Annotated in this window: 24 protein-coding genes; 4 read left to right on the forward strand and 20 right to left on the reverse strand. The window is 59.4% G+C overall.

All coding sequences use genetic code 11. The annotated features are described in order from the left end of the window. Positions 1 to 5 precede the first annotated feature (5 nt). On the forward strand, positions 6 to 1,004 hold the full coding sequence (locus tag ACZ46D_RS01865; RefSeq protein WP_464928342.1) for a tRNA dihydrouridine synthase: 999 nt from the start codon (positions 6 to 8) through the stop codon (positions 1,002 to 1,004). On the opposite strand, the gene ACZ46D_RS01870 is transcribed toward ACZ46D_RS01865, so the two are convergent. The 17 genes from ACZ46D_RS01870 to asnS all read right to left on the reverse strand — a co-directional run bounded on the left by ACZ46D_RS01870 (position 998) and on the right by asnS (position 18,551). Further along, a complete protein-coding gene (locus ACZ46D_RS01870; RefSeq protein ID WP_464928343.1) occupies positions 998 to 1,894 on the reverse strand; it encodes an HDOD domain-containing protein in 897 nt (298 codons plus the stop codon). The genes ACZ46D_RS01865 and ACZ46D_RS01870 overlap by 7 nt on opposite strands. Before the next feature lie 136 nt (positions 1,895 to 2,030). Then, the gene (locus ACZ46D_RS01875; RefSeq protein WP_464928344.1) at positions 2,031 to 4,739 is read right to left on the reverse strand and encodes a cation-translocating P-type ATPase; all 2,709 of its coding nucleotides are present in this window, start codon (positions 4,737 to 4,739) and stop codon (positions 2,031 to 2,033) included. Further along, on the reverse strand, positions 4,739 to 5,566 hold the full coding sequence (locus tag ACZ46D_RS01880; protein WP_464928345.1) for a universal stress protein: 828 nt from the start codon (positions 5,564 to 5,566) through the stop codon (positions 4,739 to 4,741). Before ACZ46D_RS01880 ends, ACZ46D_RS01875 begins: the two co-directional genes overlap by 1 nt. Before the next feature lie 117 nt (positions 5,567 to 5,683). Further along, positions 5,684 to 6,316 (reverse strand): YchE family NAAT transporter, encoded by a 633-nt coding sequence (locus ACZ46D_RS01885; RefSeq protein ID WP_464928346.1) that lies wholly within the window; start codon positions 6,314 to 6,316, stop codon positions 5,684 to 5,686. A 185-nt stretch (positions 6,317 to 6,501) separates the two neighbouring features. After that, entirely contained in the window at positions 6,502 to 7,026 is a 525-nt protein-coding gene (locus ACZ46D_RS01890; RefSeq protein WP_464928347.1) for a hypothetical protein, read from the reverse strand. Continuing rightward, complete coding sequence (locus ACZ46D_RS01895; protein ID WP_464928348.1) at positions 7,023 to 7,775, reverse strand: acyl-CoA dehydratase activase; 753 nt, start codon at positions 7,773 to 7,775, stop codon at positions 7,023 to 7,025. The genes ACZ46D_RS01890 and ACZ46D_RS01895 overlap by 4 nt, the downstream gene beginning before the upstream one ends. A gap of 2 nt (positions 7,776 to 7,777) precedes the next feature. Continuing rightward, a complete protein-coding gene (locus ACZ46D_RS01900) occupies positions 7,778 to 9,073 on the reverse strand; it encodes a double-cubane-cluster-containing anaerobic reductase (RefSeq protein WP_464928349.1) in 1,296 nt (431 codons plus the stop codon). 37 nt (positions 9,074 to 9,110) lie between these two features. After that, complete coding sequence (locus ACZ46D_RS01905) at positions 9,111 to 10,160, reverse strand: methyltransferase domain-containing protein (protein WP_464928350.1); 1,050 nt, start codon at positions 10,158 to 10,160, stop codon at positions 9,111 to 9,113. A 35-nt stretch (positions 10,161 to 10,195) separates the two neighbouring features. Next, complete coding sequence (locus tag ACZ46D_RS01910) at positions 10,196 to 11,023, reverse strand: MIP/aquaporin family protein (RefSeq protein WP_464928351.1); 828 nt, start codon at positions 11,021 to 11,023, stop codon at positions 10,196 to 10,198. Positions 11,024 to 11,033: 10 nt separating this feature from the next. Then, positions 11,034 to 11,183 carry a hypothetical protein gene (locus ACZ46D_RS01915; protein ID WP_464928352.1) on the reverse strand — a complete coding sequence of 50 codons (150 nt, stop codon included), beginning with the start codon at positions 11,181 to 11,183 and terminating at the stop codon, positions 11,034 to 11,036. A 94-nt stretch (positions 11,184 to 11,277) separates the two neighbouring features. Beyond that, positions 11,278 to 11,403, reverse strand: a complete 126-nt coding sequence (locus ACZ46D_RS01920; protein WP_464928353.1) for a hypothetical protein — start codon at positions 11,401 to 11,403, stop codon at positions 11,278 to 11,280. A 15-nt stretch (positions 11,404 to 11,418) separates the two neighbouring features. After that, positions 11,419 to 11,769, reverse strand: a complete 351-nt coding sequence (locus ACZ46D_RS01925; protein ID WP_464928354.1) for an IscA/HesB family protein — start codon at positions 11,767 to 11,769, stop codon at positions 11,419 to 11,421. 40 nt (positions 11,770 to 11,809) lie between these two features. Beyond that, a complete protein-coding gene (locus tag ACZ46D_RS01930; protein WP_464928355.1) occupies positions 11,810 to 12,409 on the reverse strand; it encodes a hydrogenase iron-sulfur subunit in 600 nt (199 codons plus the stop codon). Further along, on the reverse strand, positions 12,402 to 15,479 hold the full coding sequence (locus ACZ46D_RS01935) for an FAD-dependent oxidoreductase (protein ID WP_464928356.1): 3,078 nt from the start codon (positions 15,477 to 15,479) through the stop codon (positions 12,402 to 12,404). Before ACZ46D_RS01935 ends, ACZ46D_RS01930 begins: the two co-directional genes overlap by 8 nt. Before the next feature lie 490 nt (positions 15,480 to 15,969). Beyond that, positions 15,970 to 16,170 (reverse strand): cold-shock protein, encoded by a 201-nt coding sequence (locus ACZ46D_RS01940; protein ID WP_464928357.1) that lies wholly within the window; start codon positions 16,168 to 16,170, stop codon positions 15,970 to 15,972. A 183-nt stretch (positions 16,171 to 16,353) separates the two neighbouring features. After that, complete coding sequence (locus ACZ46D_RS01945; RefSeq protein WP_464928358.1) at positions 16,354 to 17,148, reverse strand: class I SAM-dependent methyltransferase; 795 nt, start codon at positions 17,146 to 17,148, stop codon at positions 16,354 to 16,356. Positions 17,149 to 17,159: 11 nt separating this feature from the next. Beyond that, positions 17,160 to 18,551, reverse strand: a complete 1,392-nt coding sequence (gene asnS / locus ACZ46D_RS01950; RefSeq protein ID WP_464928359.1) for an asparagine--tRNA ligase — start codon at positions 18,549 to 18,551, stop codon at positions 17,160 to 17,162. A gap of 287 nt (positions 18,552 to 18,838) precedes the next feature. Between asnS and ACZ46D_RS01955 the strand changes: the two genes are divergently transcribed. From ACZ46D_RS01955 to ACZ46D_RS01965, 3 genes are all read left to right on the forward strand, one after another. After that, complete coding sequence (locus ACZ46D_RS01955; protein ID WP_464928360.1) at positions 18,839 to 19,402, forward strand: isochorismatase family protein; 564 nt, start codon at positions 18,839 to 18,841, stop codon at positions 19,400 to 19,402. 146 nt (positions 19,403 to 19,548) lie between these two features. After that, positions 19,549 to 19,923 carry a PilZ domain-containing protein gene (locus ACZ46D_RS01960; RefSeq protein ID WP_464928361.1) on the forward strand — a complete coding sequence of 125 codons (375 nt, stop codon included), beginning with the start codon at positions 19,549 to 19,551 and terminating at the stop codon, positions 19,921 to 19,923. A 119-nt stretch (positions 19,924 to 20,042) separates the two neighbouring features. Continuing rightward, complete coding sequence (locus ACZ46D_RS01965; protein ID WP_464928362.1) at positions 20,043 to 21,650, forward strand: protein phosphatase CheZ; 1,608 nt, start codon at positions 20,043 to 20,045, stop codon at positions 21,648 to 21,650. Positions 21,651 to 22,209: 559 nt separating this feature from the next. On the opposite strand, the gene ACZ46D_RS01970 is transcribed toward ACZ46D_RS01965, so the two are convergent. From ACZ46D_RS01970 to ACZ46D_RS01980, 3 genes are read right to left on the reverse strand one after another with little or no spacing between them, the layout of a single operon-like run. Beyond that, positions 22,210 to 22,893, reverse strand: coding sequence for an alpha/beta hydrolase (locus tag ACZ46D_RS01970; protein ID WP_464928363.1), 684 nt, complete (start codon positions 22,891 to 22,893; stop codon positions 22,210 to 22,212). After that, a complete protein-coding gene (locus ACZ46D_RS01975) occupies positions 22,893 to 23,969 on the reverse strand; it encodes a hypothetical protein (RefSeq protein ID WP_464928364.1) in 1,077 nt (358 codons plus the stop codon). The genes ACZ46D_RS01970 and ACZ46D_RS01975 overlap by 1 nt, the downstream gene beginning before the upstream one ends. Then, complete coding sequence (locus tag ACZ46D_RS01980) at positions 23,966 to 25,966, reverse strand: efflux RND transporter permease subunit (RefSeq protein WP_464928365.1); 2,001 nt, start codon at positions 25,964 to 25,966, stop codon at positions 23,966 to 23,968. Before ACZ46D_RS01980 ends, ACZ46D_RS01975 begins: the two co-directional genes overlap by 4 nt. Between the last annotated feature and the right edge of the window lie 2 nt (positions 25,967 to 25,968).

Raw genomic sequence — 25,968 nt, forward strand, 5'->3', positions numbered from 1 at the left:
CCTCCATGGGTAAGGTGCAACCCCTCAGACTGAAGGGGTTGGAGATTTCCCCCCCGCTCCTGCTCGCGCCCATGGCCGGCTTGACCCACTCGGCCTTGCGCCGAACCATTTTGGAGCAGGGAGGCATCGGCCTCCTGTCCACCGAGATGCTCTCCGCCGCCCGTCTGCCCTCGGAAAGTCCGCAGCTCTCCCCCTATCTGGTGCGCAGCCCCCAGGAAACCCCCCTCTCTTATCAGCTGCTGGTCAGCCGGGAGGAGGAGGTCGCCCCGGCCATCGCCAAGCTCCATGCCCTGAGGGCTCAAGCCATCGATCTCAACCTGGGCTGCCCGGCGCCCACCGTCCGCCGCATGGGAGCCGGCAGCCGCCTCATGGATGAACCCGCTCTGGTGCGGGCTCTGGTGGCGGCGGCCAGAAAGCAGACCGACCTGCCCCTTACCGCCAAGATCCGGTTGGGCGAGACCCTGGATGAGGAAAAGCTGCGCGATTTTTGCCGGATGCTGGAGGGCGAGGGGATCGATCTGCTGAACGTGCATGCCCGGCTGCGGGGCGAGCCCTTTGTCCGCAAGCCGCGCTGGCCGTGGGTCGGCAAGGTCAAAGGCTGGGTGAGCATCCCGGTTATTGCCAACGGCGGGATCTTCTCGGTGGCTGATGCCAGGAATTGCCTGGCTCAATCAGGGGCGGACGGTCTCATGATTGGGCGGGCTGCAGCCATCCGGCCTTGGATTTTCGCCGAGCTTGCCCATGCGGTGTACGGCATTGGTGCGGAGGTTGGGGCGGTGAATAAACCGGCGCTCTATCTGCACTACATTGAGCTTCTTGAGGAAAGCTTCCTGCCGGAGCGCCGGTTGGGCCGCCTCAAGGAGTTCAGCCATTATTTTGCCAAGAATTATTCCTTCGGGCATCACCTGGCCTCGGCTGTGCAATCCAGCGGTTCTCTAGCGGAAGCCAAGGAGAGGGCCTGCGCCTTTTTCGCCAAAAACGAGAGCGTGGTCGAGGATCACTGAGTGGAGAGCAGCTCGAAGATATTATCTTTCATGTCGATGAGGTCGTCCGGCCCCAGATGCAACTCACTCAGCACCCCGTCGTTGAGTTCGCTCCACTCCTCAGGATCCCATTCTTTGTCGATGATCCGATCCATCAAGCCAATGGAATAGCCAAAGGTATAGGCAAGGTAATCGGCGACCTTGATCAGGGCAATGAGTTTGTTCGGCACAGTGCCCTGCCCGGCGAGGTTGGAGGTGTGGTGGTGGATGATGGTCTTGCAGACCGCCTCGGGCAGCGACCAGGTCTTGGCCAGCAGCCCTCCCACCACGCAGTGGTCCGAACCGACCAGGGCATCTTCTTCCTGGATGATGTCGCGCTTGTGGCTGAGGGCGGCATGGGTGAAGGCTTGGTATGCCGGATTGCGTTTCAGCAGCATCGGGATGGCGCAGTCGTGGAACAACCCGGTCATATACGCCATGTCCGGGGTGATGTCCTCGGTGGTCAGGATGCCGCGCATGTTTTTGGCCAGGGACTCCGCCGCCACCGCGGTGTGCAGGGAATGATCCCAAAAAATCTTGTCGGCTGCAGTACCCCCGCCCAAGGCATCCTGCAGACAGGCGGTGAGCACCACCTTGCGGAAATTCTCAAGTCCCATGTAGGTAAGGGCTTGGACGATGGATTCGCACTTGCGGGCCAAGCCAAAGAAAGGGGAGTTGATAACGTTGATGACCTTGGCGCTTATCGAGGCGTCCTGGGTCACCAGATGGCCGATGTGTGCGAAGTTGGGATGTTCGGCGCGCATTTCCTTGTTGATCTCAATGACGATGGTGGGCTGGGCAGGCAGCTTGATCTTGCTGACGATCTGCTTGGCGTGGTCAAGGCGTTGGGCGTTGAAATCAATGGTGGTCAAGGTGTGCGCTCCGTTGCGATTGATGGGAAAGGCATCAGCGGGCCGTAGGCCGATTATGACGTCTCGGCAATGGTATCATGTTTCAAAAAGGTTCCAAGGAAAAAATGGGCGAGAGGTGAGGATATAATCGTTTAAGCTATGCGGGGATGCGATCCGGCTGGGGGGTGCTGTGGCTGCTCCTGCGGCGGCGCAGCCATTTGTACCCTTCATGGCCCAGGAGAAGCAGCACGGGAAAGGGCAGCAATATCCAGAGGTCGGCCAGCGGGACAGGGGCGGTGTTGAATACCTTCTGCACCGGGGCCACGTTGAGAAGGGTCCAGATCCACACCAGATTGGCCGCCATGGCCCAGAGCATCAGGCGGTTCGTGAAGAACCCGAGGCTGAAGGCGGAAAATTCCCAGCTCCGCATGCTCCAGGCATTGAACATCTGGCAGGAAACCACGCCCAGCAGGGTCATGGTCATGGCCTGCCGGTGCAGCAACGGATCGGCAAGAGTCACGGTCCCGTATTGCCAGCCGTGCAGCAGCAGGAAGGAGATAAAGGCGACCATGGCCGCCGTTGCCTCGATAATCCCTAAGAAAAAATAGCCCCGCTGGAATACCTCCCAGTCGAGGATTTTTTCTTTTCTGCCCACCGGCGGCCGGTTCATGATGTTTTTTTCCGGACCTTCGCTGCCCAGGGCCAGACCTGGGAATATGTCCGAGCCGAGATCGATGGAGATGATCTGGATCACCGAGATCGGCAGCGGGATTTTCAGGAAGAATTGCAGGATATAGGGCACGATCTCCGGGGCATTGTGGGAGAGGATGTAGGTAACGAATTTTTTGACGTTGAAATAGACGGTCCTCCCTTCCTCAATGGCGATGACGATGGAGGAGAAGTTGTCATCGAGCAGCACCATGTCCGCTGCTTCCTTGGCGACCTCGGAGCCGGAGAGGCCCATGGCGATGCCGATGTCCGCTTTTTTCAGGGCGGGCGCATCGTTGACTCCGTCGCCGGTCATGGCCACCACCTCGCCGAGGCTCTGAAGAGCCGTGGCGATGCGCAGCTTCTGGCTGCTGGCCATGCGGGCAAAGAGTACGGTTTCTTTGGCCAGGATTTCCTCCAGTTGCTCGTCCCCCGTACCTTCCAGCTCCGGGCCGGTGATAACCCGGTCGTGGGCCATGCCGATCTGGTTGGCAATGGCTGCGGCGGTGCGCGGATTGTCGCCGGTGATCATCATGGTCCGGATGCCGGCACCCTTGCAGGTTGCCACAGCCTCGGCCACCCCGTGGCGCGGCAGATCCATGATGGCGGCAAGGCCCAGCAGGGTCAACCCTTCCTCGTCCGCCTTGTCGTTACGGGCGATCACCAGTACCCGCAGAGCCTGGCTTTCGAACTCCTTGGCTTGGGCAAGGACTGTCTCCTTTGCCGCCTCGGTGAAGGGCTGCACCGAATTATCATCGGCCAGGAAGGAGGTGCATTTGGGCAGCAGCGCCTCCACCGCGCCCTTGGCAAAGAGCCAGGTTTTCTCTCCCTCCTGATACACGGAGGACATCATCTTGCGCTCGCTGGTGAAGATGAATTCCTGGACCTTTTTCATGGCCGGCGGGCTGATCCCCTTTTTGCGGGCTGCGGCAACGAGGGCCAGTTCGGTGGGGTCGCCGTGCAACCCTTCTTCGTCGATTTTGGCGCGGCAGTTGAGGAGGCCGGCGGTGAGCACAGCGGCAAGGCGATCTTCCGAGGTATCGTTGGTCCGGTCAAAGGAGAAATCTCCCGGTTCGTGATACCCTTCCCCGGAGATGGCAACCTGTTCTCCGCCCGCCAGCCAGAGGTGCGTTACGGTCATCTCGTTTCTGGTCAGGGTGCCGGTTTTGTCCGTGCAGATGACCGTGACGCTGCCCAGGGTTTCCACCGAGTCGAGGTTTTTGATCAGGGCATTGCGTCGGGCCATGCGCTGGCTGGCCAGGGACAACGACAGGGCAATGGTCGGCAGCAATCCTTCCGGTACATTGGCGACAATAAGGGCGATGGCAAAGGTCGAGGCGAGCACGACTCCCTTGCCGGAGAACAGGCCAAGGGCGAAAAAAAAGCCGCCCATGCCCAGGGCAATGAGCGTGAGGATCCGGGTGATGTGGATGATCTCCCGCTGCATGGGAGTGATGGCCTTGCGCACGTTTTTAGTCAGGCTGGCGATTTTGCCGAACTCCGTGGCATTGCCCGTGGCGCTGGCCACCCCGACCCCGCTGCCGGAAAGCACGGTGGTTCCGGCAAAGATCATGTTTTTGGCGTCCAGAGCCCGTTTTGCCTCGCCCGGCAGGAGGGCGCGGGCCACCGGGGCTGATTCGCCGTTGAGGGAGGAGAGATTGAGATAGAGAGAGTTTGCCTCAAGGAGAATCCCGTCCGCCGCGACCTTGTCCCCTTCTTCCAGAAGCATGATGTCGCCGGGGACAATCTCGTGCGCCGTGGTTGCAACAATCTTGCCTTCCCGGCGCAGGGAAACCTTGGTGGGCATCAGCTTGAGCAGCTCCTCCATGGCCTTGTCCGCCCGGTATTCCTGCCAGAAGGTGAAGGTGGCGTTGATGATCACCGCGCCGAGGATGGCGTAGCCCAGGAGATCGCTGCCCTGCCCCGGGTCATAATGATCGGCGACAAAGGAGAGGAGGGCGGCCACCTCCAGCAGAATGGCGAAAAAATTGCTGTATTGGCCCAGATAGGCGAGAGAATAGTTTTTCTTCGCCGCGGTTGCCAGTTCGTTGGCACCGAACTCCACGAGCCGCCGCGCCACCTGGTCGGCGGTCAGGCCGTTTTCCGAGGTTTTCAGGCGGAGGAAGAGATCCTTACGGTCGAGGTCGAAGAGCTGCATCAATTTTTGTCCCTGGCGTAGAAGGCGATGGTGTTGACCGGCGTGTGCCAAAAGAGCCTTTCCATGGGGTTTTCCCGGAAAAATTCTGGAAACTGGGAAAGCCTTCGGCCTCCGATGATCATGAGCTGGAAATCATGGCGGGCCAGGTGGTGGAGGATCTGGTCAACCTCCTTGCCGGTCAGGGCGTGTTTGATGGTCAGGGGAATATCCAGGAGCTTCATGGTGTTGGCATAGTGGCTCAGGCGGGTGTTGATCTTCTGGAACAGCATCCTGGCGGTGTGGGTATCCATGGCTGCCAGCTTCCGCCTGTTCGTGGGATGAATACTGTATATCTCCGTCGCCGCACCAAAGGCCTTGGCCAGGGAGCTGAAAAAAGTGAATTTTTGTGCGGAGAGCCGGTCTTCCCGGATGGGAAGCAGGATGTTCTCGGTGACGAAAACCGCGTTCACATGGGCGACCCGGACCACGGCCAGATTGGCGGGCAGGGACAACCGGCTCAGCTTTTCGCTGAGCGAGTTCTGGAAAAACCGATTTTTCTTTCTGATCCTGGTGCTGCAGAAGAGGGTGTCGGTTCTGTTTGCGGCAAGATATTTTCGGATGGCTTCCGTCGGTTCTCCGGTCAGGAAAACCCGTTCGGTCTTGACCCGGTAATGGGTGGCCGCCTCTTCGGCCTCTGTCATGCTCAGTTCCACCTCCTCCCTCCGGTCAGTGGGGTTGAGCACATGGAGCAGGCAGAGGGTGTAGTCAAAGAGCGCGGCGTAGCGCAGGGCGTAGAGCGCCGCGATATCCGAGGAAACAAGGCCGTTCATCGCGGCAATGACTTTCATGGACGTGTTTCTCCTGCTTGTGGCCGGGGGTCTCTCCTTGTCGCGGAAAGAGCCGGGACGGTCATGGGGGAAAAGTGCCGGGCTCGACTGGCGTCAGGCCCGGGGGAGGCTTAAGGATCAGGTCAGGGTCTGGAAGATGTTCTTCAACCCGGTGGTGATGAACTCCACGGAAATGGCCGCCAAAATAAGGCCCATGAGCCGGGTGATGATGTTGATCCCGGTTCTGCCGAGCTTTTTGGCAATGTAGGGTGCGGCCAGCAGGGAAAGATAAATGGCCAGGCCGATGAGGAGAATGCCTGCGCTGGTAATCAGATAGGCCAGGGGGCCTTTGGCCTTGTAGGCATAAACGATAACCGTGCTGATGGCGCCCGGCCCGGAGAGCAGGGGGATGGCCAGCGGCACCACGGCGATGGTTTCGCGGTCCGAGGTTTCTTCGGCCTCATCGCTGGTATGCGCGGTGCGGCTGGTCCTGGCCTGGAGCATGGAGATGGCCATGAGCAGCAGGAGGATACCGCCGCCCACCCGGAAGGAATCAACGGAGATCCCGAAAAAACGGAGGATGAACTCGCCGCTGACCAGGGTTACCAGCAAAATGGCCACCACGGCAATGGGAGTGATCCGGACGACCCTGGCCCGGTCTTCCGGGCGGTAGTCGTCGGTGAGGCTGATATAGATGGGGATGGCGCCGATGGGGTTGACGATGGCCAAGAGGGAGATGATGAATTTTATGTGATCCGAGAAATCGAACATGGCGCTGAACCCTGTGTGGATCGTGTTTTGCAGTTTTCTAAGGCAATGGAGAAAGCCGGGAGGCTTTTCTTTATTGTATAGGGGAAAGAGGTTCAGTGCAAACAGGGAGATGGTTTTAGGGAAAAAAGAGGAAAAGGTGGTGTTACGTCAACATGTTCATTCCGTTGGCATGAACGATTGAATCTTCAACCTTGTCGGGCGCCGTAATTTTTGTAGAGCCCCGCAAAGATTTCGCGCAACAATTGTTCATCGATTCTTGCCAGCAGCTGTTCTTCATATTCATCTTTTTCCGGTGCATCATGCTCCGGTTCCGCCTCGGCGGACGATTCTGATTGGAGATGGTTTTCCGCTCCTGCCAGAGGCACGGGTACGGATTCGATCTCGTCCTGATAGTCACGGTTGTTTTCTATCCAGCGCTGGCACTCGTCATGGCTGCCGATATAGGAGAAGATCAGCCTCCTCTCCCTCTTCAGGGCAATGAGCCGGAAGCCGCAGGAAAGATCATACTTACGGCAATCATTGAGGCGCAGTTCCCCGTGGCGGGTGCGTTTGCACTCCGCCTCCTCGTGCAGGGGGTTGGTTTGCAGATCGGCGATAATCCTCTGTGCCCGCTCGGCCACGATACGTTCATTCTTGCCGGCCTTGGCCATGGCCACCAGCCGTTTGCCAAACCGGCGGGTTTGGTGAATTTCCAGGAGCATCTTTTTCATGAGCACACCCCTGTCCCGTGTAGGGCCGCGCCCAGGGCGCCGGTGATGTCGGGCAGCTCCGGCACCAGCACCCGCACCCCCGGCATTCTTTTTTCGAGCAGCTCCACCATGCAGGGGTTTCTCGCCACCCCGCCGGAAAAGGCGACCGCCTCGCCATGCCCGAGCCGGGCCAGCATCCCGGCCAGGCGATCGGCCACCGAGGAGTGCACGGCTCTGGCAATCCAGTCGCGGGCAATGCCCCGGTTTTTCATGGAGATCACCTCGGACTCGGCAAAGACCGTGCACATGGAGTTGATCTGCACCTCCATGTCGGCGGTAAGCGCGGCCCGGCCGAAATCCTCCAGGGTGTAGGCGAGGGAAGCGGCCATGATCTCCAGAAACCGCCCGGTGCCTGCGGCGCATTTGTCGTTCATCTGGAAATTGCTCACCCGGCCTGCCGCATCCAGACTGATCACCTTGGAATCCTGGCCGCCCACATCAACGATGGTGGTGCAGCCGGGAAATTCATGAAAGATACCGCGGGCGTGCGCCTTGATCTCGGTGATCACCGCATCGGCGAAATGTTCGGCAGCCAGGTGACGGCCATACCCGGTGGCCACCACCGCGCGGGCCTTGTAGCCGCCGATCATCTTCTCCGCCTGCCGGTGCGGCTCGAAACCCGACGGCTCGATCCGGTGCTCCACCAGCCGCTCCCCGTCCCAAACCGCCATCTTGACGGTCCGGGAGCCCAAATCAACCCCGATGTACATGGTTACTCCTCAATCTGCTCAAGAAAGGCCTCGATTCGGGTCTGGAGCTGGCCGATATCCTCGGCGGAATAATCCGATTCGATGAATAAGTAGGGGATGCCCTCCCTTTCGCAGGCCTGCCGGATTCTGATCTCCTCGATATTGTAGGTATGGCAAAACTGGAGGGAGTAGTTGATGATGCCCTGGGCCTTGGAATCACGGAACTCCTTGATCACCTGGGTGATCCGCTCGTCGTTGGGGGTGAAGCAGGAGCAGTCGATCTCCTTGTAACGGTCGGTGAGCGCCACGAGCATGCGGTCCATGGTGGTGGCGCTCTCGTCGATGAGATCCTTGAAATAGCGGGTGCCGATGCACGACTCCTCGTTGACGATCACCGCGCCCGCCCCCTCCACCAGATTATGGATCTTCCAGTTGGGCAGGGCCATGGGAGTACCGGCCACCATCACCCGGATGGCGTTTTTCGCCGGCACCGCCACCCCGGCCTTGATCCGTTCCTCCAGCTCGTCGCAGAGCGCGTTGACCTTTTCTGTAAAGCGCACTGGCTCGTCGTAAAAGGCAATCTGTTCGATGAGCAGACCGTCCTTGCCGGAGATCGGCGCGGGGTTGTGGTGACGCAGGGAGTTGAGGCGCTGGAGAGCCTTGCGCTTGTTGTTCATGATCTTGACGGCGGCGGCCAGAGCCGTTTCCGTAATGGTCTTCCCCGCAACCTCCTCCACCTTGCTCTTGAAATCCTTGACCTCGGCCAGCCAGAGGTCGAGATCCCGCTGCCTTTTCAGCTGGGGAATCTCCATGACATAGGTGGGCACCATGGTGTCGAGGATCTCCCAGGTTTTTTTCTTGGCGTCGCAGGTGGTCTCGCCGTAGACGAAATCCACGGCCTGGAAATAGGGGCAAATCCTCCCCACCTTGAAGCCGAAGGCGGATTTGACCATGGGGCAGATATTGCGGGGCAGGATTTTTTCCGCATCCGGCACCGAGCCCTGGGAGCCGCCGCACAGGCCCACGCAGATCCCGCCCGCCGCCAGCACGATCTCCTCGGGGATATAGACGCAGAAGGTGCCGATCACCGGGCGGCCTTCGGCCTTGGCTGCCAGCAACTCCTTGATGCGGCCGCCGTGGATCTCGGCGATCATGTTGTCGAAGTAGGCCATGCCGACGGGCCGGTTCTTCTGGGAGAGATAGGTTTTCGCGTACGCCTCGCCCAGCATCAGGCGGGCCTTGTCGAAGCGGGGCACGTCCATGTCCAGGCTGGCCCACATCTCCGGGTAGGCTTTAATTTCAAAGGGGGTTGCGGTCATTGCGGTCTCCTTATTTTATATTTGTGGAAATCTCAGGTCAGCAGCCGCAGGGGCCGCCGGGACTGTCAGAGGCCGGGGCCGAGCAGGCAAAGGGCCCGAAATGGGTGCTCCGGTTGCCGGAAACACGAAAATGTCTGCCAAACCGGGTTTCCTCCAGCATGGCGGCGGTGTTGCCGCAAACCAGCATGGGCTTGCCGGTAAGCAGACGATGGTGGTCGTCCAACTGCCAGGCATGGGGGTGGCCGGGGATGGTGCCAAGATAGGTGGCGCTCTGGCCGAAATCCTCGCAGATATCCTCCAGGCAGTCGAGCTTGAAGGCGCGTACGGTCATGGCGTAAAAATCGATCATGCCGATTTTTTCCTCGATGGCCGGGTTGTCGAGTTGCACCTTGCGCTTTTGCATGACCCGGTAGTCCGGGAAGCCGATCTCCCGGAGGAGGCGACGGAAGTCCTCAAGATACATGGCCCCGGCCAGGCACTCCCCATGCAGGATCGGATCATCCTTGAAATGTTCCGGCACCCTGCGTCCGACAAAGATATCGGAAAAATACAGCTCGCCGCCCGGCTTGAGCACCCGGAATATCTCGGAAAAAACCGACCGTTTGTTTGGCGAGAGATTGATCACACAGTTGGAAATGACCACATCCACGGAATTATCCGCCAGACCCAGTTCGCCAAGGTTTTCCATGTAGCCCTGCCGAAACTCCACATTGGCTTTTTCATAGCCGAAGATCCGCATCTGGGCATCCACATGGTTGCGGGCCACGGCCAGTTGTTCCTCGGTCATGTCCACACCGATGACCTTGCCGTTGGGGCCGACCAGCCGGGAGACAATAAAAGCGTCTCGCCCGGCTCCGCACCCCAAATCGAGCACGGTGCAGCCCTCAAGACAGTCCGGGATGGGCGAGCCGCAGCCATAGGAGCGGGCAAGGATTTCCGGGGCAATGGTGCTCAATATATCCTTCATGCCTGCGGAAATGGGTTCTCCATCGCAGCAGCAAGTCTTGGTCTTGAGGTCTTTAGAACTGTTCAGAATTCTGCCGTAGTATTCCTGTAATTGTGCTTGCGTTGCAGGAGGCGATTGCATGGTTGTTTCCATTTTTGTTTTTTCTGGCGGGCCTGCTATTTCAGGCAGCCGCAGCCAGTCTGGTTTTTCTTGTTCATCAGGGGCTGAATGCAAGCGGTGAAAAACAACGAGGCCAAGGTTCCACCCGCCAACGGACCCAGCACATAAACAGTCAAAAAGCCATACCCGGCATCGGGCATGGCAGCCTGTCGCCAACCCGCCAGCCAGGCGAACAACCGGGGTGAAAGGTCGCGGGCCGGGTTGAGCCCTGCCTGGGTGAGCGGGGCCAGGATACAGATAATAACGGTTACGGTGAGGCCGATGAACAGGGGGGCCAGGGCTTCATCCGGCCGCCCGACATTGCAGCCCTCGGTCAGGGAAAAGATGAGAAATACCAGAATGAAGGTGCCAATCGCCTCGGCGCTGAAACCATTCAGGCTGCTCACCGTGGCGACCGCGCCAGCGCCGGGGTTGGGGTAGAACTCGCCAAAGAGCATGGCAGTTCGCACCGATTCGGGCGCGCCGCGCACAATGCCGTGCGCGGTTTCATAGGCGGCAATGGATGGTCCGAAGAGAAGATAGAGAAGGCATGCCGCCAGAAAGGCCCCGGCGAACTGACCGCCAAGATAGGCCGGAAGCTTGGCCAAATCCATGCGGCGGCCAATGACCATGGCCAGACTGACCGCTGGGTTGAGGTGCGCACAAGAAAGATGCCGGGTGGCGTAAATCGCCAGGGTCACCCCGATGCCCCAGATGGCCGCCACCTGAAAAAGCCCGGCATGGGCGGAAAACAACACCGTTGCCGCCACCGAGCCACAGCCGAAGAAAACCAGAATACAGGTGCCGATGGCTTCACCGGCAAAATCATGGAGTCGATGCGTCATCTTGGACCTCTCATGGGGCGACGGGCCGGTTCTTCTGGGAGAGATAGGTTTTCGCGTATGCCTCGCCCAGCATCAGGCGGGCCTTGTCGAAGCGGGGCACGTCCATGTCGAGGCTGGCCCACAGCTCGGGGTAGGGCTTGATTTCAAACTCGGTTGCCATAGAATAGATCCTCAATGTTTCAATGTGTTTATGGAAGCGCCATCCACCGGAGTCTTCCCCTGGCGGATGGCGCTTCAGAGTATGGTCACTGTGGCTACAGCAGAACCCTGACAATCAGAAAGCCGGCCACCGCAGCCGCGACGATATACAGCAACCATTTGCCGGAAGGACATCCGCAGGAACAGGAACAGCTTGGCGGTTCGTTCGGATTTTTTTTCATGACAAACCTCCCTGTTCAACAGCCGCAGGAGCCGGTGGAGCAGGAACCGCCGCCGCAGCCGCCACCGCCCAATTTTTTTTCCGAGGTGACGCTGAAGCCGCCGCCACCGCTGCAACCACAGCCCGAGGTGGATTTGACGAAATCGACCTTGATGGCCCCGGTGGTGGCGAACATCCCGCCACCCACGAGAAAGGTGATGCCGCTCTCCTCAAACACCGTGTCGGAGTCCCGTTTCGCATCCAGGCCAAGACTCAGGCTTACCCCGGCGCAACTGTTCTGCATGACCACCCGGATGGCAGAATCGAGATTGTTTTTTGTCAGATGTTCCTTGAGATTGCTGATCGCTGATTCGGTTACTTCAAGCATGGTGCTCCTCCTTGTGTGGGTTGAACTGAGAATAGAGTTTTTAGATAAACAGCTCATTCAGAGCCTTGTCGCATTTGTCATGCACCAGCCCGGCAATGGTTGTGCGGGAAAAGTCCCCGCCCTTCATCATCTCTTTGGATGCGTTGAGCAGACCGGTCCTGATCTTGCGGCCTCTGGCCGCTTCGGCCGCCAGGTTGAGCCTGACCCGCAGGGCGGTCGGCTCAAGCCCCTCGCTGCTGCCCAAAGGCCCAAGTTTCGCTGCCTGCTCGGTGAAGCGGGTGATGATCTTCACGAAGTTCGGCCCCTCGGCCGCCGAGGCCCAGTCGATGAGAAAGCGCTCCTTGCTCACTCCCAGCCGGGCAAGAGCCTCGTGCACCAGGGCTGCGGAAACCAGGGCGTGGTAATTGCCATCCTGATAGTGGCACTCGCCGGGATGGCAGCCGCCGACAAAAACCGCATCCGCCCCGGCGGCCAGCCCTTCTAAGGGGAAAGACGGGTCGAGCCTGCCGGTGCACATGATGCGAATGACCCGCAGATTTGGCGGATACTGGTAGCGGCCCACCCCGGCCGAGTCGGCGGCGGTGTAGCAGCACCAGTTACACAAAAAGCCCAAAATTTTCGGTTGATAGTGTTCAGTCATTGCTCGCTCCTTGTTGCTGGCCAAAGGCCTCGATTTGCGCCCGGATGCCATCCAGGGTGAAACGGCCCATATCGATGGCCATGGTCGGGCAGCGGGCAGCGCACACCCCGCACCCCTTGCAGGAGGCGGTCAGGGTTTGCGCCTTGCGGGGCTTCGCCTCCTTATCGATCTTGATGGCCTTGTACGGACAGAAGGATTCGCAGGCTCCGCAGCCGATGCAGAGATCCGGATCGACATGGGAAACAATGGGTTCCGGCGAGATGGAACCCTTGGCCAGGGGCTGACAGGCCCGACCCGCTGCCGCCTGGGCCTGGGCAATGGTCTCGTCCATGGTCTTGGGTCCATGGGCCAGGCCGCAGACATAGACCCCGTCCACAGCCAGATCAACCGGCCGCAGCTTGACGTGGGCCTCCAGATAAAACTTCTCGGCGGTGACCGGAACCTTGAGCATCCTTGCCAAAAGCGACGGGTCTTCCGGCACGATGCCCACCGACAGGATCAGCAGATCGGCTTCCCGCTCCACCTCTTGCCCGAGAATCGGATCAAAAATTCCGATCTTGACCGGACTTGCCTTGCCGCGACCCGCTCGCACCCGGGGCGGATTGTCCGTCTGGTATCGGGTGAAGATCACCCCCAGTTCCCGGGCCTTGCGGTAATCGTCTTCCATAAAGCCGTAGGCCCGCATGTCCCGGTACAAGATGGTGATGGCCAATTCGGGAGCGAGGGCCTTGAGACGCAGCCCGTTCTTCAGGGCCTGGCCGCAGCAGACCCGGCTACAGTAGGCCAGATCCTCGCCCCGCGAGCCCACGCACTGGATCATGACCACCTGTTTCATCTTGGCACCAAGCGGGTGGCCCGCAGCCAGACGTTTCTCCAGTTCCAGCTGGGTCATGACCCGGTCGGAATCGGGGTACAGGTACTGTTGCGGCTCGTAGGCCAGGCCGCCGGTGGCGATGACGGCCACGCCGTGATGCACCACCTCGCTGCCCGTCTCCCCGGCGATGGCGGTAGTGAAGTTGCCCACATAACCGGAGATGCTGGCCACCGTGGCCTTGGTGCGCACGATTATCCGCGGATGGTGTGTCACCCTGTCGATCAAGGTTTGCATGGATTTCCGGGGATCATCGCCAAAGCGATCCGCGGTGAGCAACAGCGCCCGACCGCCCAGAGTGCCCCCCTGCTCAATCAGAGTGATTGGAAATCCCTGCTCGGCAATGGCCAGGGCCGCGGTCAATCCGGCCAAGCCGCCGCCGATGACCAAGGCAGCCGGGGTGACTGGCAGCCGCTGCTCCGGCAGGGCCACGAGATGGGCCGCCTTGGCCACGGCCATGCGGACCAGATCCTTGGCTTTGTCCGTGGCCTTTTGCGGTTCGTGCATGTGTACCCAGGAACATTGATCCCGGATATTGGCCATCTCGAACAGGGCCCGGTTGAGACCCGCTTCCCGTAGGGTGGCCTGGAAGAGCGGCTCATGGGTCCGGGGGGTGCAGGCGGAGACCACGATACGGTTCAGGTTGTGCTTTTTGATGATCTCCGTCAGGTGGTGCTGGGTATCTTGGGAGCAGGAGTAGAGGTTGTCGGTGGCATAGACCACCCCCGGCAGCTCCCTGGCGTAATCGCGCACCGCCCGGACATCCACGACCCCGGCGATGTTGATCCCGCAATGGCAGACAAAGACGCCGATCCGTGGCTCCTCGCCGGAGATGTCGCGCTCCGCCGGAAACTCGGCCCTGGTCATCTCCGTGCCGCGCGCCAAGGTCAGTTGCCCCGAGCAAAGAGCGGCGGCCCCGCCTGCCTGGGTCACCGAATCGGGGATGTCCTTGGGTCCCTGGAAGGCGCCGATCACATAGACACCGGGCCGACTGGTGGCCAGGGGCGCATTGTTGCCGGTTTGGGCAAAGAGGTAGCGGTTCAGCTCGATGCCAGCCGCCTGGGCAAGCTGCTCCGCGTCGTCGGGCGCTTCCAATCCCTGGGAAAGAACGACCAGATCGAACTTCTCGTACTGGTGTTTGCCGTCCTCGGTGGACCAGTTGAGCAGCAGCCCGCCGTCGAACACATCCTCCACCTTGGGCGGTCGGGCGTAGATCACCCGGAAGTTGCCTTCGGCCACGGCCCGCTCCCGGGCTGCGTCAAAGCCCTTGCCGTGGGTGCGGACATCCATGTAGAAGAGGGTGATCTCGCAGTTCGGATCATGCTCGCGGGCGAGAGACGCCTGCTTGATCGCATACATGCAGCAAACCGAGGAACAGTAGTTGTTGCCGCAGTTTTCATCGCGGGAGCCGATGCACTGTAGAAAGGCGATCTTCCGGGGGTGTTTTTCATCCGAGGGCCGGACGATCTCGCCCCCGGTTGGGCCGGAGGCGCACATCAGCCGCTCATGCTCAAAGGCGGAAAGCACATCCGCAAACCGACCCCAGCCGTAACGGCCAAGCACCTCCTCGCTCACCCGGCCGAAGCCCGGCGCCAGGACCACCGCGCCCACCGGGATCTCCACGATCTCTTCCTGCTGGTCGAAGCGGATGGCCCCGGCCTGGCAGGCCACGGCGCAAAGGCCGCAGGTATCGTAATTCAGTTTGAGGCAGGCCTTGGCGTTGATATGGTAGCTGGTTGGCACGGCCTGGGCATAATCGATATGGGCCGCGTTGGTGATTGCCAGATTCTCGTTGTAGTCGTCGCCGATCTGCTTGAGGCAATACATGGTGCACTGACCGCAACCGGTGCAAATCTCTTCGTCGATGTAGCGGGGCTGTTTTCGAATTTTCGCAGTGAAGCTGCCCGGCTCGCCGGTAAGGGCGATAAGTTCCGACTTGGTCAGGATTGCGATGTTGGGGTCGCGGCCCGCCTCCACCAGCTTGGGGGCCAGGATGCAGAGCGAGCAGTCGTTGGTGGGAAAGGTCTTGTCCAGCCGGGCCATGACGCCGCCGATGGCGCCGCTTTTCTCGACAAGATAGACCTTGAGGCCGAGTTCGGTGAGATCAAGGGCGGTCTGGACACCGGCCACCCCGCCGCCCACTACCAGAACCGAACCGACCGTATGCAGGGCAGACGGATTGGGTACGGGAGCGTGCATAATTCCTCCTTCACTGTACGTTGCCGGAAAATCTCATTCCGGAAATGCCGCGGCTCTCTGCAACCAGCCACGGACAACGTCAGCGAACAAGGGGGAAATTACCCGTGTTGACGCCTTGAACCGTGCGAAAGGCAGGAGGAGCCGCAATATCGTCCAGCCCGAACCGGGCCGGCCGGCTTACGCCGGAGTTTTGCTCAAATGTGTTGCAATCTACGCTTCAAAACAGCTCTCCTTGAAAAGGGATGGATGTGCGAACTCACGAAACTAGCGAAGAGCAGGCCTAAAGTCAAATCGAATATTCCGAACAAACAGGCGCCATCATATCCAATTTGTTGATGTATTCAGCCAGGCGCGAAGAGGGGTGCTGGATATCCATTCTGGCAACTTTCCCGGTTCCCGGTTGCGTGCCAAGGGGAAGTCCCGGATGAACCAAAAAAAAGGGCCCTCGCGATTGCGAGGGCCCTTGGATGGTCAAACGTCGGGGTGGACTTTACAGCGGTTCCACGTTGGCCGCGGCAGGGCCTTTTTGTCCGTCTACAATCTCGAAGCGGACGCGTTCACCTTCCTGTAACGTCTTGAAACCATTCTTGTTGATTGCGGAGTAATGCACAAAAACATCCTTGCCATTATCCTGGGCGATAAAGCCAAAACCCTTTGCTTCGTTAAACCACTTCACTGTGCCTTCAAACATGATATCCCTCCGTTCCTTGCTTGGAACCCTAACTTGAAACCCGCAGTATCTCCGGCTCGTTAAATAAAAATACCGCACACCTATCTTCTGGTTTGTGCGGTAAACTTTTTAACAAAGCTAAAAACTACTGCACATTGCTCACTAATTTTTTGATACCAAAAAGGATTTGGAATAGCAAATAAATTATTGTGGGCTGCCGGCACCCTTTTTGAGCACCAAGAGCAGGGTGGTATGCTCTTTGGGAACAAAGGGGGCAAGATCGTAGTCGCCATAGGCAACTTCCAGGCGAAAGTCCTGGGCGGCAAAAATCTCCAGCCATTGCGCAAATCCGTAACCGAGAATCCGGTAGGTGTACTCCCAGTCTTCGTTGGGCAAGTCTTTTCGGAAGCGCAGATGGTATCGTTCGATGATGTCCACCAAGGATGACTGCGGTTCCGTGCTTTTCAGGATTTCCTTGATGACCTTGGAGCCGTCCGGGCAATCGAAGATCTGAAACTGGAAGCGTTTTTTGCCTTTGAGGGCCTGGAGGTCCGGGTCCGGGATATAGAGCTGCAACAGGAAGATGCCGTCATCGGCAAGCAGGTGATGGATCTGGCTCAGGCAGGCGCGCAGACCCTCCGGTTCGCTCAGGAGATTCAAGGTGTTGTAAGGGGCGACGATTGCCGCAAAGGTGGTGCGAAAGGCCAGGGCGGTCATGTCCATGCAGGCATAGTGCGGAGCGGGTACGGTTGGTGCGAGATTCGCCGCGGCCAGCATGGGCAGGGAGAGGTCGATGCCGGTAAGCCGGTGGCCGTCCGTAGCCAGGGCTCGGCTGACCCGACCGGTGCCGCAGCCCAGTTCCAGAATGGCGCAGGGGTGGGTGGGTAGGTGTCGGCGATAAAAAGGGAGATCTTGGCAAAAATCCCCCAGTTCCAGGTCGTAGAGGGCGGTGTACCGCGCATGACCATAGATGCGGTCGGGCTGGATATCCTGGGGCATGTTTTCTCGGCCTAGAGGGAGGCCGAGCCCGGAGTGCGCGGAAAGGGGATCACCTCGCGGATGTTGGCCATGCCGCTGACAAACTGGATCAACCGTTCAAAGCCCAGGCCGAAACCGGCGTGGGGTACCGTGCCGTATCGCCGCAGGTCCAGGTACCAGTCGTAATCTTCCTGGTTGAACCCCATCTCCGCAAGGCGGCTGACCAGATTGTCGTAGCGTTCTTCCCGTTGGCTGCCGCCGATGATCTCGCCGATGCCAGGGACCAGGATGTCCATGGCGGCCACGGTGGTGTTGTCGTCATTGACCCGCATGTAGAAGGGCTTGATGGACTTGGGATAGTCGCTGACGATCAGCGGCCGCTTGAAGACCTCCTCGCAGAGGTAGCGTTCGTGTTCCGACTGGAGATCCGCGCCCCAGGCCACCGGGAAATTGAACTCTTTCCCGCAGGACGTGAGCCGGTCGATGGCCTCGGTGTAGGTGATCCGGGCAAAGTCCTGCTCCAGCACCGCAGCCAGTCTGGCTTTGAGCCCCTTGTCCACGAAATTGTTGAAGAGTTCGATTTCGTCCGGGCAATGATCCAGCACATACTGCACCAGGTATTTGATGAACGCCTCTGCCACCTCCATGTCCTGGATAAGATCGCAGAAGGCCATCTCCGGTTCGATCATCCAGAATTCGGCCAGATGCCTGCTGGTGTTGGAGTTTTCCGCCCGGAAGGTGGGGCCGAAGGTGTAGACGTTGCCCAGGGCCAGGCAGTAGATCTCCGCCTCCAGCTGCCCGCTCACCGTGAGGCTCGCCTGGCGGCCAAAGAAATCCTCGCCAAAATCAGTCCGCCCATCCTTGCGGGGGACATTGTTCAGGTCCAGGGTGGTGACGGTGAACATCTCGCCCGCGCCTTCGCAGTCGCTGGTGGTGATGATCGGGGTGTGGATGTATTGAAAGCCCTGCTCCTGAAAAAACCGGTGCACACCAAAGGAAAGGGCGCTCCGCACTCGGGCCACGGCGCCGAGGCTGTTGGTGCGCGGGCGCAGGTGAGCGATCTCCCGCAGGAACTCGAAGGAGTGCCGCTTCTTTTGCAGGGGATAGGTTTCCGGGTCGGCCCAGCCGTACACCTCGACCTCGGCCGCCTTGAGCTCCACCACTTGGCCCTTGGCCGGCGAGGCGGCAAGCAGGCCGCTGATCCGCACCGAGCAACCGGTGGTGAGGCGGAGGATCTCCTCCGCATACCGGGGCAGGCTCTCCTCGGCAATGACCTGGAGGTTGGCCACACAGGAGCCGTCGTTGACCTCGAGAAAGGAAAAACCCTTGCTGTCGCGGCGGGTGCGGATCCAGCCTTTGATTTCCACGGCCTGGCCGATGGGTTGCGTTTTGAGGAGTTGGGCGATGCGAAAGTATGGGTTCATGGGCAGTGGTATCCGGCGGTTTGTAACTGTCCGGCAGCACTGCATCTGCTTTGTCATCGGTCTGCTCATGTGCACTAGCACACTTCGCCGGCCTCTTCCGCGCATCTGCACCACTGCTGAACAGTTACGGTTCTGGGTTATCCCAGGTTTCTTTATCTTGATCTTGATAGTTACAAGAGTTCTTGAGAATTTTCCTCAGTTATGGATAAATAATGGTTCTTTGCAATACATTTTTCCAGGTACAAGGAAATATACGGAATGATTTTTCAGGGTGAAAGGAGGAGTCTATGAGCCAAAAACTGTACCGCCTGGCGCCGGAACAATGCGCCCTGTTGGTGGTGGATATCCAGGACCGAATGATGCAGGCCATTCCCGCCAGGGACGAGGTGGTGAAAAACGCGGTATTGTTGATGAAGGCGGCCGGCATCCTCCACATACCCGTGCTTGCCACCACCCAGTATGCGGCGCGAATCGGCGCCCTGCTCCCGGAGATCCCGGCCGAGTTGGGCGGGGTTATCCCGCTCGACAAGCTGGAATTCGGCTGTTTTGACAATGGCGCCATAGCCGAGGCGGCGAAAAAACTGCCAAGGGAGATCAACACCATCGTGGTTTGCGGGGTGGAAACCCATATCTGCATCTACCAGACGGTGCTGGGCGGCCTCCTGCAAGGCTACCGGATGTGGGTGCCCGCCGATGGCGTGGCCTCAAGGGTGGAGAAGAACTACCAGACCGGACTTGCCCGGATCAGCGAAGTCGGCGGCATCGTCGCCAATACGGAGATGATCATCTACGAATGGCTGCACAAGGCAGGGACTCCGGCTTTCAAGGCCATCCTGCCTTTTGTAAAATGAGGGTCGCACTCCAGCTTTTTTCCTGCCCTGTTTTTTGAAAAATACTCTTTTCAACAAGGGGTGTTGCTTCTTTCTTGGAAAAACAGGTAGAACAATAAAAAAGGTCTTGGCCGGTCCGGAGTTACAGAGCAGGGAAAGAGCACACTATGATCGAACAAAAACACTCGGGCGAGGAGCGGCGTCAGGAGGAACGGGTTGCCAAAAACCTGCTTGTCCGTTTTACCAGGCTTGAAGATTTCCGGGCCGATGTCCCTTGCCGGGAAGGACAATTGCTGGATATCAGCGGCGGCGGCCTCTGTTTTTTGACGGAGGAATCGTTGCCCCTCGGCAGTCAGCTGGTGATGGTTCTGGAGTTCCCCGGCTGGCATGCGGCAGCAAACGGGAAATGGATCGCCACCAAGGTGGAAGAGGATGTCGGGGTGTTGCAGGTGATCGGCATGGTCTCCTGGGTGGCGGTCAGCCGGACCAAGCCGGATCGCTATGAAACAGGGGTTTGTTTTTCCGGCATGATCACGGCCTGAGCAGGTTTTTTTATAATTCTTAAAATATTCAAGAAAATTGGTGGGTTGCCGATGGGGAATTGTACGCCCCTTGTGGGCAGGCGGGATGCAGATAGAAGAACAGCAGCGGGAGGCTGAGCATGTCCACAGCAGGGAAGTCGGAAGTCAATCTCGAGATAAGTGCCGGATTTTTCAGGATATCAACGGATACGGTGGTGTATAACATCACCGTCCTTGGCGGTGGGGAGACCGGGGCCACCCAGGTGGTGCGGCAGATCCTGGCCGAGGAGAAATCGCCCCTTCCCGTCCTCGCCGCGCCCGAACCGGCAACGGAGGAAGTGGCTCCGTCCCGACTGGCCGTTGGGGCGGAAGAGGATGATTACTACAAACAGGTTTCCAACGATATATTTAATGATATCGGCAAGCTGGCCAAGAGCCTCAGCTCGACCATGGGGGAAATCCCCATGGAAGACCGGCGCATGAAACGGGTGGAGCTGGATGAGGCGGGGGAAAAGATCGAGGACGCCAAAAACCAGCTGCATGACATCGTCTCCATGACCGAAAGAGCCACCATGGAGATCATGGATCAGGTGGAAAAGGTCCAGAACCAGACCGATGGCGTAAAAGATCTACTCCTCTCCCTCAAAACCCATAACGCCTTTCAGACCGAAGCCATTGCCAACGGAGAGGCGGGCGCCCAGTCTGCCGCCGCAACCCTGCAAAACCTGCAGGAGAAGATAGGCCAGGCCAATGCCCTGATTGTCGCCTTACAGGAAGATGCGGGCGCGGGGGGCGAAGAGATTGGTGCCGGAGAGGTGCTCGATCTGGCTGAGGCTGCGCCGGAAATGGTCAAGCGAACCCGGTATCTTTTTGCCTTGGATACGATTTTCCAGACCATGTACGAGCTGTGCACCAACGAAACGGTGAAAACGCATATCACCGCGGCCCGCAAAAAAGCCGAGGAGATCTTTGACCACAATGGCTTTGTCGATGCCATGGGGGAGAAGATCAAGGATCTCGCACCGGACGATAATTTTTTCACCGTGCCCCTCAGCGATGTCCTGGCCGCCCTGCTGAGTTCCTGTTCCGATCCGAAAACCCAGAATCTTTTGAAAAAAATGGATCTCAACCAGGCCGAGATCTTCCTGGATCAGAGCCTGCCCTTGGAAGTGCCGCCCATCGAGGAAATTGAGGAAGCTGCTCCTGCTGCCGCGGCAACAGTCCCGGCGGAGGCGGTTGTCTCTGCTCCTGCGCCAGGGAGTGACCCGCGAGTTGCCGAACTCGGGTCCATGCTGGCGGAAAGTCTCACCCTGGCAGGGGAGTTGACCGAGAGCCTGGAGCAGATGCGTTCCGGGCAGGTTCCCGGCATGAGCAAGATGACCATCGAAGACCAGAACGATATCTTCAAGAAGATTGAAGACGCCTTCGATGTGGCCTCCGCCATCACCGACGATATCTCGCGGATTACGGAAGCCTTAAGTTTTCAGGATCTCTCCGGCCAGCAGATTCTCAAAATCATCAAACTGCTTACCGATTTCCAGGTCCAGCTCCTGGCCATCGTGGTTTCCTTTGGCTCCCAGTTGAAGATCAAGGAGAAGAATGCCGGGATTACCGTGGAAGAGAGCAAGCGGATCGCCCAGGCGGATGTGGACAAATATCTTAACTCCATGACCACTGGGGAGGTTGGCGGCGAGGGATCCCTTGATCAGAATGCGGTGAACGATCTCTTGCAGGGGTTGGGTTTTTAGGAATCGTTTAACGACGATCACAGAAAAATGAGGTGGAGAAAAGGCTGGCCCTATCGGGTCGGCCTTTTTTTATGGTTCATCGGTAATTCCGGGACAAGAGGTGGAAAGAATTTTTCTGCGGTTTGCTCTTTCTTCTTTTGCGTGCCCAAAAGAAGAAACAAGAAAAAGGCACCCCAGCCAGTCCTGGCCCTGCGGTCTTCCCTTGCTTCTCGCCGAGGGCGGGACGCGGAAAAACTCGGGCTTCGCCCTCAGACAGTCGGAGTCTTCGCTTACCTCCCGCGTCTTTATCCGCCCCGTATGCGAGGCGCGGCAGGACAAATGGGGGGAAATTCCCATTGGCACGCAGCCGAGCACCGGAGAGGCTGCCGAAAAGGGGCTTTGCACTGTTTGAGCGCAGCGAGTTTGCAAAGCCCCGGCAGCATCGAGGAGCACAGGGCATCCCGCCCGCGGCGGGACAAGGGACACAGGGGGCCCTTTCTTTGGTTCGTTTCTTTGGGCAAGCAAAGAAATGAACAGACTGATTGTCTGTCGCAGTCCCCGGAATTTCCGGACGATTTTTTTAGTTCAGGGAACGGCCGGAACCGGCAATGAATCCGCCGACAGCCCGGGCCACCTCCTCTTCCCTCCCCAGAAAGAAATGATCCGTTTCCTCAAGAATGATCCGTTGAAAGGTGGGGGGCAGGGCCAGATCGGCCTGTTCCTTGAGGAGAAGATCCTCCGCCGCGGTGATCAGCAGGCCGGGAAGGGAAAGGGTGGAGAGGTGGGTAAAGTCGCGTTCCTCTAGGGGCGGGGCGATGGCGGTGTAGCTGATGGGCCCCTCGGCCTTTTCGGTCAGGAGATTGAGGGCGATGAAGGCGCCGAAGGAGTAGCCCACCAGATGGACCCGCTGGAAATACCGGCGGCAAAAGGCCAGGACCGCCCGAGTGTCGCTGGTTACCGAGGAAAAGGTGCCTTCCTGGTCGAGGCGGTGCCAGTATTCAAAGAGCGGCAGGTCCGGCTCCGGCTTGAAACTCTTGCCCACCCCCCGGTAGTTGAAGAGCAGGACCGGCAGACCCAGCCCGGCGCAGTGAGTGGCCACGGCCTGGACCACGTTGTTCTCCATGTTGCCGGCCAACAGGGGGTGGGGCGGGCAGAGCAGCACGCCTTCCTGGCCCGGCTCTTCCTCGGTGTACCAGAGATTTCCCTCAAGCACGCCTTCCGGGCCAGGGATGGAAACAGCAAGACTATGATATCCCGGAACCATCAGTAGACCCCCTCGCTTTTGCTGGAGATCAGCGGGCGGATCGGCTCCACCGCCGTGACGGCGCGGCAGTCTCCTGCGTCTGTCGGTGCGGCGTAGCAGGCCGTATCCCGTTCCACCAGATTGAGCAGAAGAAAGGAGGGGTCCAAGCGATGGACCACCACCCTGCCGCGCTGGCCCGGTTTTAGAGTGGTGGCGGCAAGATCGGGATTCTGCTCCGGGGCCTGGGGCTGCCAGGGGAGCAGCTGCAGCCAGAGGGCCGGATCATCGACCACATAGGTGGGTGGCTCACCGGGCCCTGGCGGGGTATGCTCGAACAGCACCCCCACCAGGGAATTTCCGTAACCCGGCAGCACCACGGCCTGTGGGAAAAGCCGATGACGGATGGTTTCGGAATCGGCAACAGTCAGGGCCATGCCGGCCAGGTGGATGCCGCGGATGCGGTTCCGTTCCTCATCGCTCATCCTTGCGGCCAGGGCCAGGAGCAGGGGCGGGGTGATGAGCAGCACCTCGATGTTCTGGGTGCGGATCACGTTCAGGGCCTGATCGAGCATATGGTCGAGGTAGAGGGTAAACCCCAGCGAGCCTGCACCCTGCCGCTTGATCCAGCGCACGTCGCAATCCACGGAAAAGGGCTCCAGGCTGCCCAGGCTCCGGGCCATGGCCCTGGCGCTCTGGCCGATGACATGGGGGCCGGATGGCCCGACAAAGAGCCAGCTGCCCCCACGCGGGAAACCACGGAGAGCCGTGGCCCGCACCCAGGAATCAACAAAGGCGGCACCAAATTCTTCGGGGAGGTAGACCCTGCGGATCGGCGGGCCGGTGGTGCCGCCGCTCTCGGCCAGGATCATGGTCGCTAATTCGCCATGGAATTGCTTGGGGATAAAATCCAGCAGAGGCCGGGTGCGCAAAGCCTCGGTGTCCATGGGGCCGAAGAGATGAAAGGATTCGCAACAGGTGATCTCCTTTCTGGCCTCAAGGCCCAGGAGTTTTTCCCGTTCCAGCCAGTAGGCAGAGCCTGCGCGCGGATCGAAATGGGTGGCGATGATCTCCTCGATAAGGGAGGCGGCGATGGTCATGGTTTTTTTCCTTTGGCTGTCCCGAAGGTGAGGAGGAGGGCCGGGAGGAGCAGGAGGTCGCAGATGATGCCATAGAGCAGGGACAGGCTTATCAAGAGGCCGAAATCCCGAAGCGGCATGAAGGGTGAGATGAGAAAGCCCAGGAATCCGGTCGCGGTTACGATGGAACTGGTGAACATGGCATAAGCCGTATGGGAGATGGTGCCATGCAATCTGGCAAGGGGATCACCGACTGCGGCCATCTCCTGCCAGGTATGCAGAAAGTGGATGGTGTCGTCCACCACCACCCCGAAAACGATGCTGGCCACGGTGACCGAGGCCACGCTGAGCGGAATGCCGAATAACCCCATGGTGCCGAGGAGATAGAGGACCGGGACAAAGTTGGGAATGATGGCCAGCACCGCCAGCCTCAATGAACGCAAGGCCAACCCCATGACCAGGGAGACGGAGAGAAAAGCGAGGCCGAAGGTTTGGACCAGGGTGGTGAACATCTCCCTCTGGCCCCTGGTGTAAAGCGGCACCGTGCCGGTGACATAGGGAGTCGGCTTGGCTCCGAGAAGGTCTTGCAGCTCACCCTCCATGGCATCCACCATCCGCATGGTTTTTTCCGAGGCCAGGGTGCGGGTGAGGATGGTGAGGCGAATGGGCGCTTGCAGTCCCAAGCTGGGCAGGAGTGGGGTGTCGAGGCTCGCCCCGTTTGCGGTGGCCATGGGCAGGGCGATTTTGCCGCGCTCGTCATAAAAGGAAAAGAAATGGGTGATCTCCGGATGGCGTTGGGCCAGGGTCAGCATGGCCTGCTGGATGGCGCGGCTTTGCGCGGGGCAGTCGTCCAGGTCGATTTCCAGCGGGGTGAGGCCGATGCCTGCCTGTTCGATGGTCCGGTAATCCCTGCTGATGGCGGCTTCCGGCTTAAAAAAGGCGAGGATGAATGAGCCCTTTTCCAGGTGCAGGATTCCCCAGATTGAGAGGACAACCAGCCCGGCCACAACAAGGAGGATTCGGTTTTTGTGGCCGATGACGACCTGGCCCAGAAGGGTCTTGCTCTTTTCCGGCTGGGTAGCGGGGATTGCAGCAGGAGCAGAGGGAAAGAGGGGGAGGAGCAGCAGGGTGGTGATCAGGGAGAGCACGGAGCCGACTGCCCCCCAGAGGCCGAGCTTCTGCACCGGGGTGTAGGCGCTGACCAGCAGGGAGAGAAAACCCAGCATGGTGGTGAGGGCGCAGAGCAGACAGGGGGGCGCGACCTGGGCGTAGATGGCAAACGGTTTGGGGTGGGCGTTTTTTTTCAGCAGGTGGATGGCGTGGGTAATACCGAGGATCATGGTCAGGGGCGGCAGGGAGAGAAGAATGACGTTGAGCGGTTCGTGGGCCAGGGCGAGAAGGCCGGTGAGGTGCAGGGCCGGCAGCAGACCGCAGACCAGAGCCAGCGCGGTATGGCGCAGATTGCGGAGAAAGAGCAGCACCCCCAGGGTGAGAATGACGATGACCAGAGGAAACAGGCGCTGGGTGGAACTGGCGGAAAGGGAGTCCAGGGTATCGGTCAGATACCAGACCCCGCCCAGATGTGTGGCTTGGCCTGGCAATTGCTTGGCAATGAGCTGTTTGATCTCGCGGATGAGTTCGGCCAGCTGGGGCGGGCTGCTCTGGGGTTTTGGGAAAAGAAGAAGGAGGTACCCTTGGCCCGGAAGGCCGAGGTGGAACAGGGTGGTTCGCTCGACTTCCTTGATCTTTCTGGCGGCACTATTTATCTCCCGGGCACCCTCCGGGGAGGCTTCGGGCAGATAGACGACCAGCGGGTCAACCAGATGATGCCTTTGGGAAAACTCCTGAAAGTGCAGCCAGTGCGGGTCGTTTTCCGTCTGCCAGACCCCGATGGAGTTGTCCACCGTTGAACGGCCCGCAGCCAGAGCCAGCAACAGGGTGACACCGGCCACCAGCAACAAAACAATGGTGCGGTTGCGGTGCAACCGTTGGCCCAGGGCAAGAAAGAATCGCTCCATCC

Source organism: Thiovibrio sp. Mzg5 (assembly GCF_055379285.1).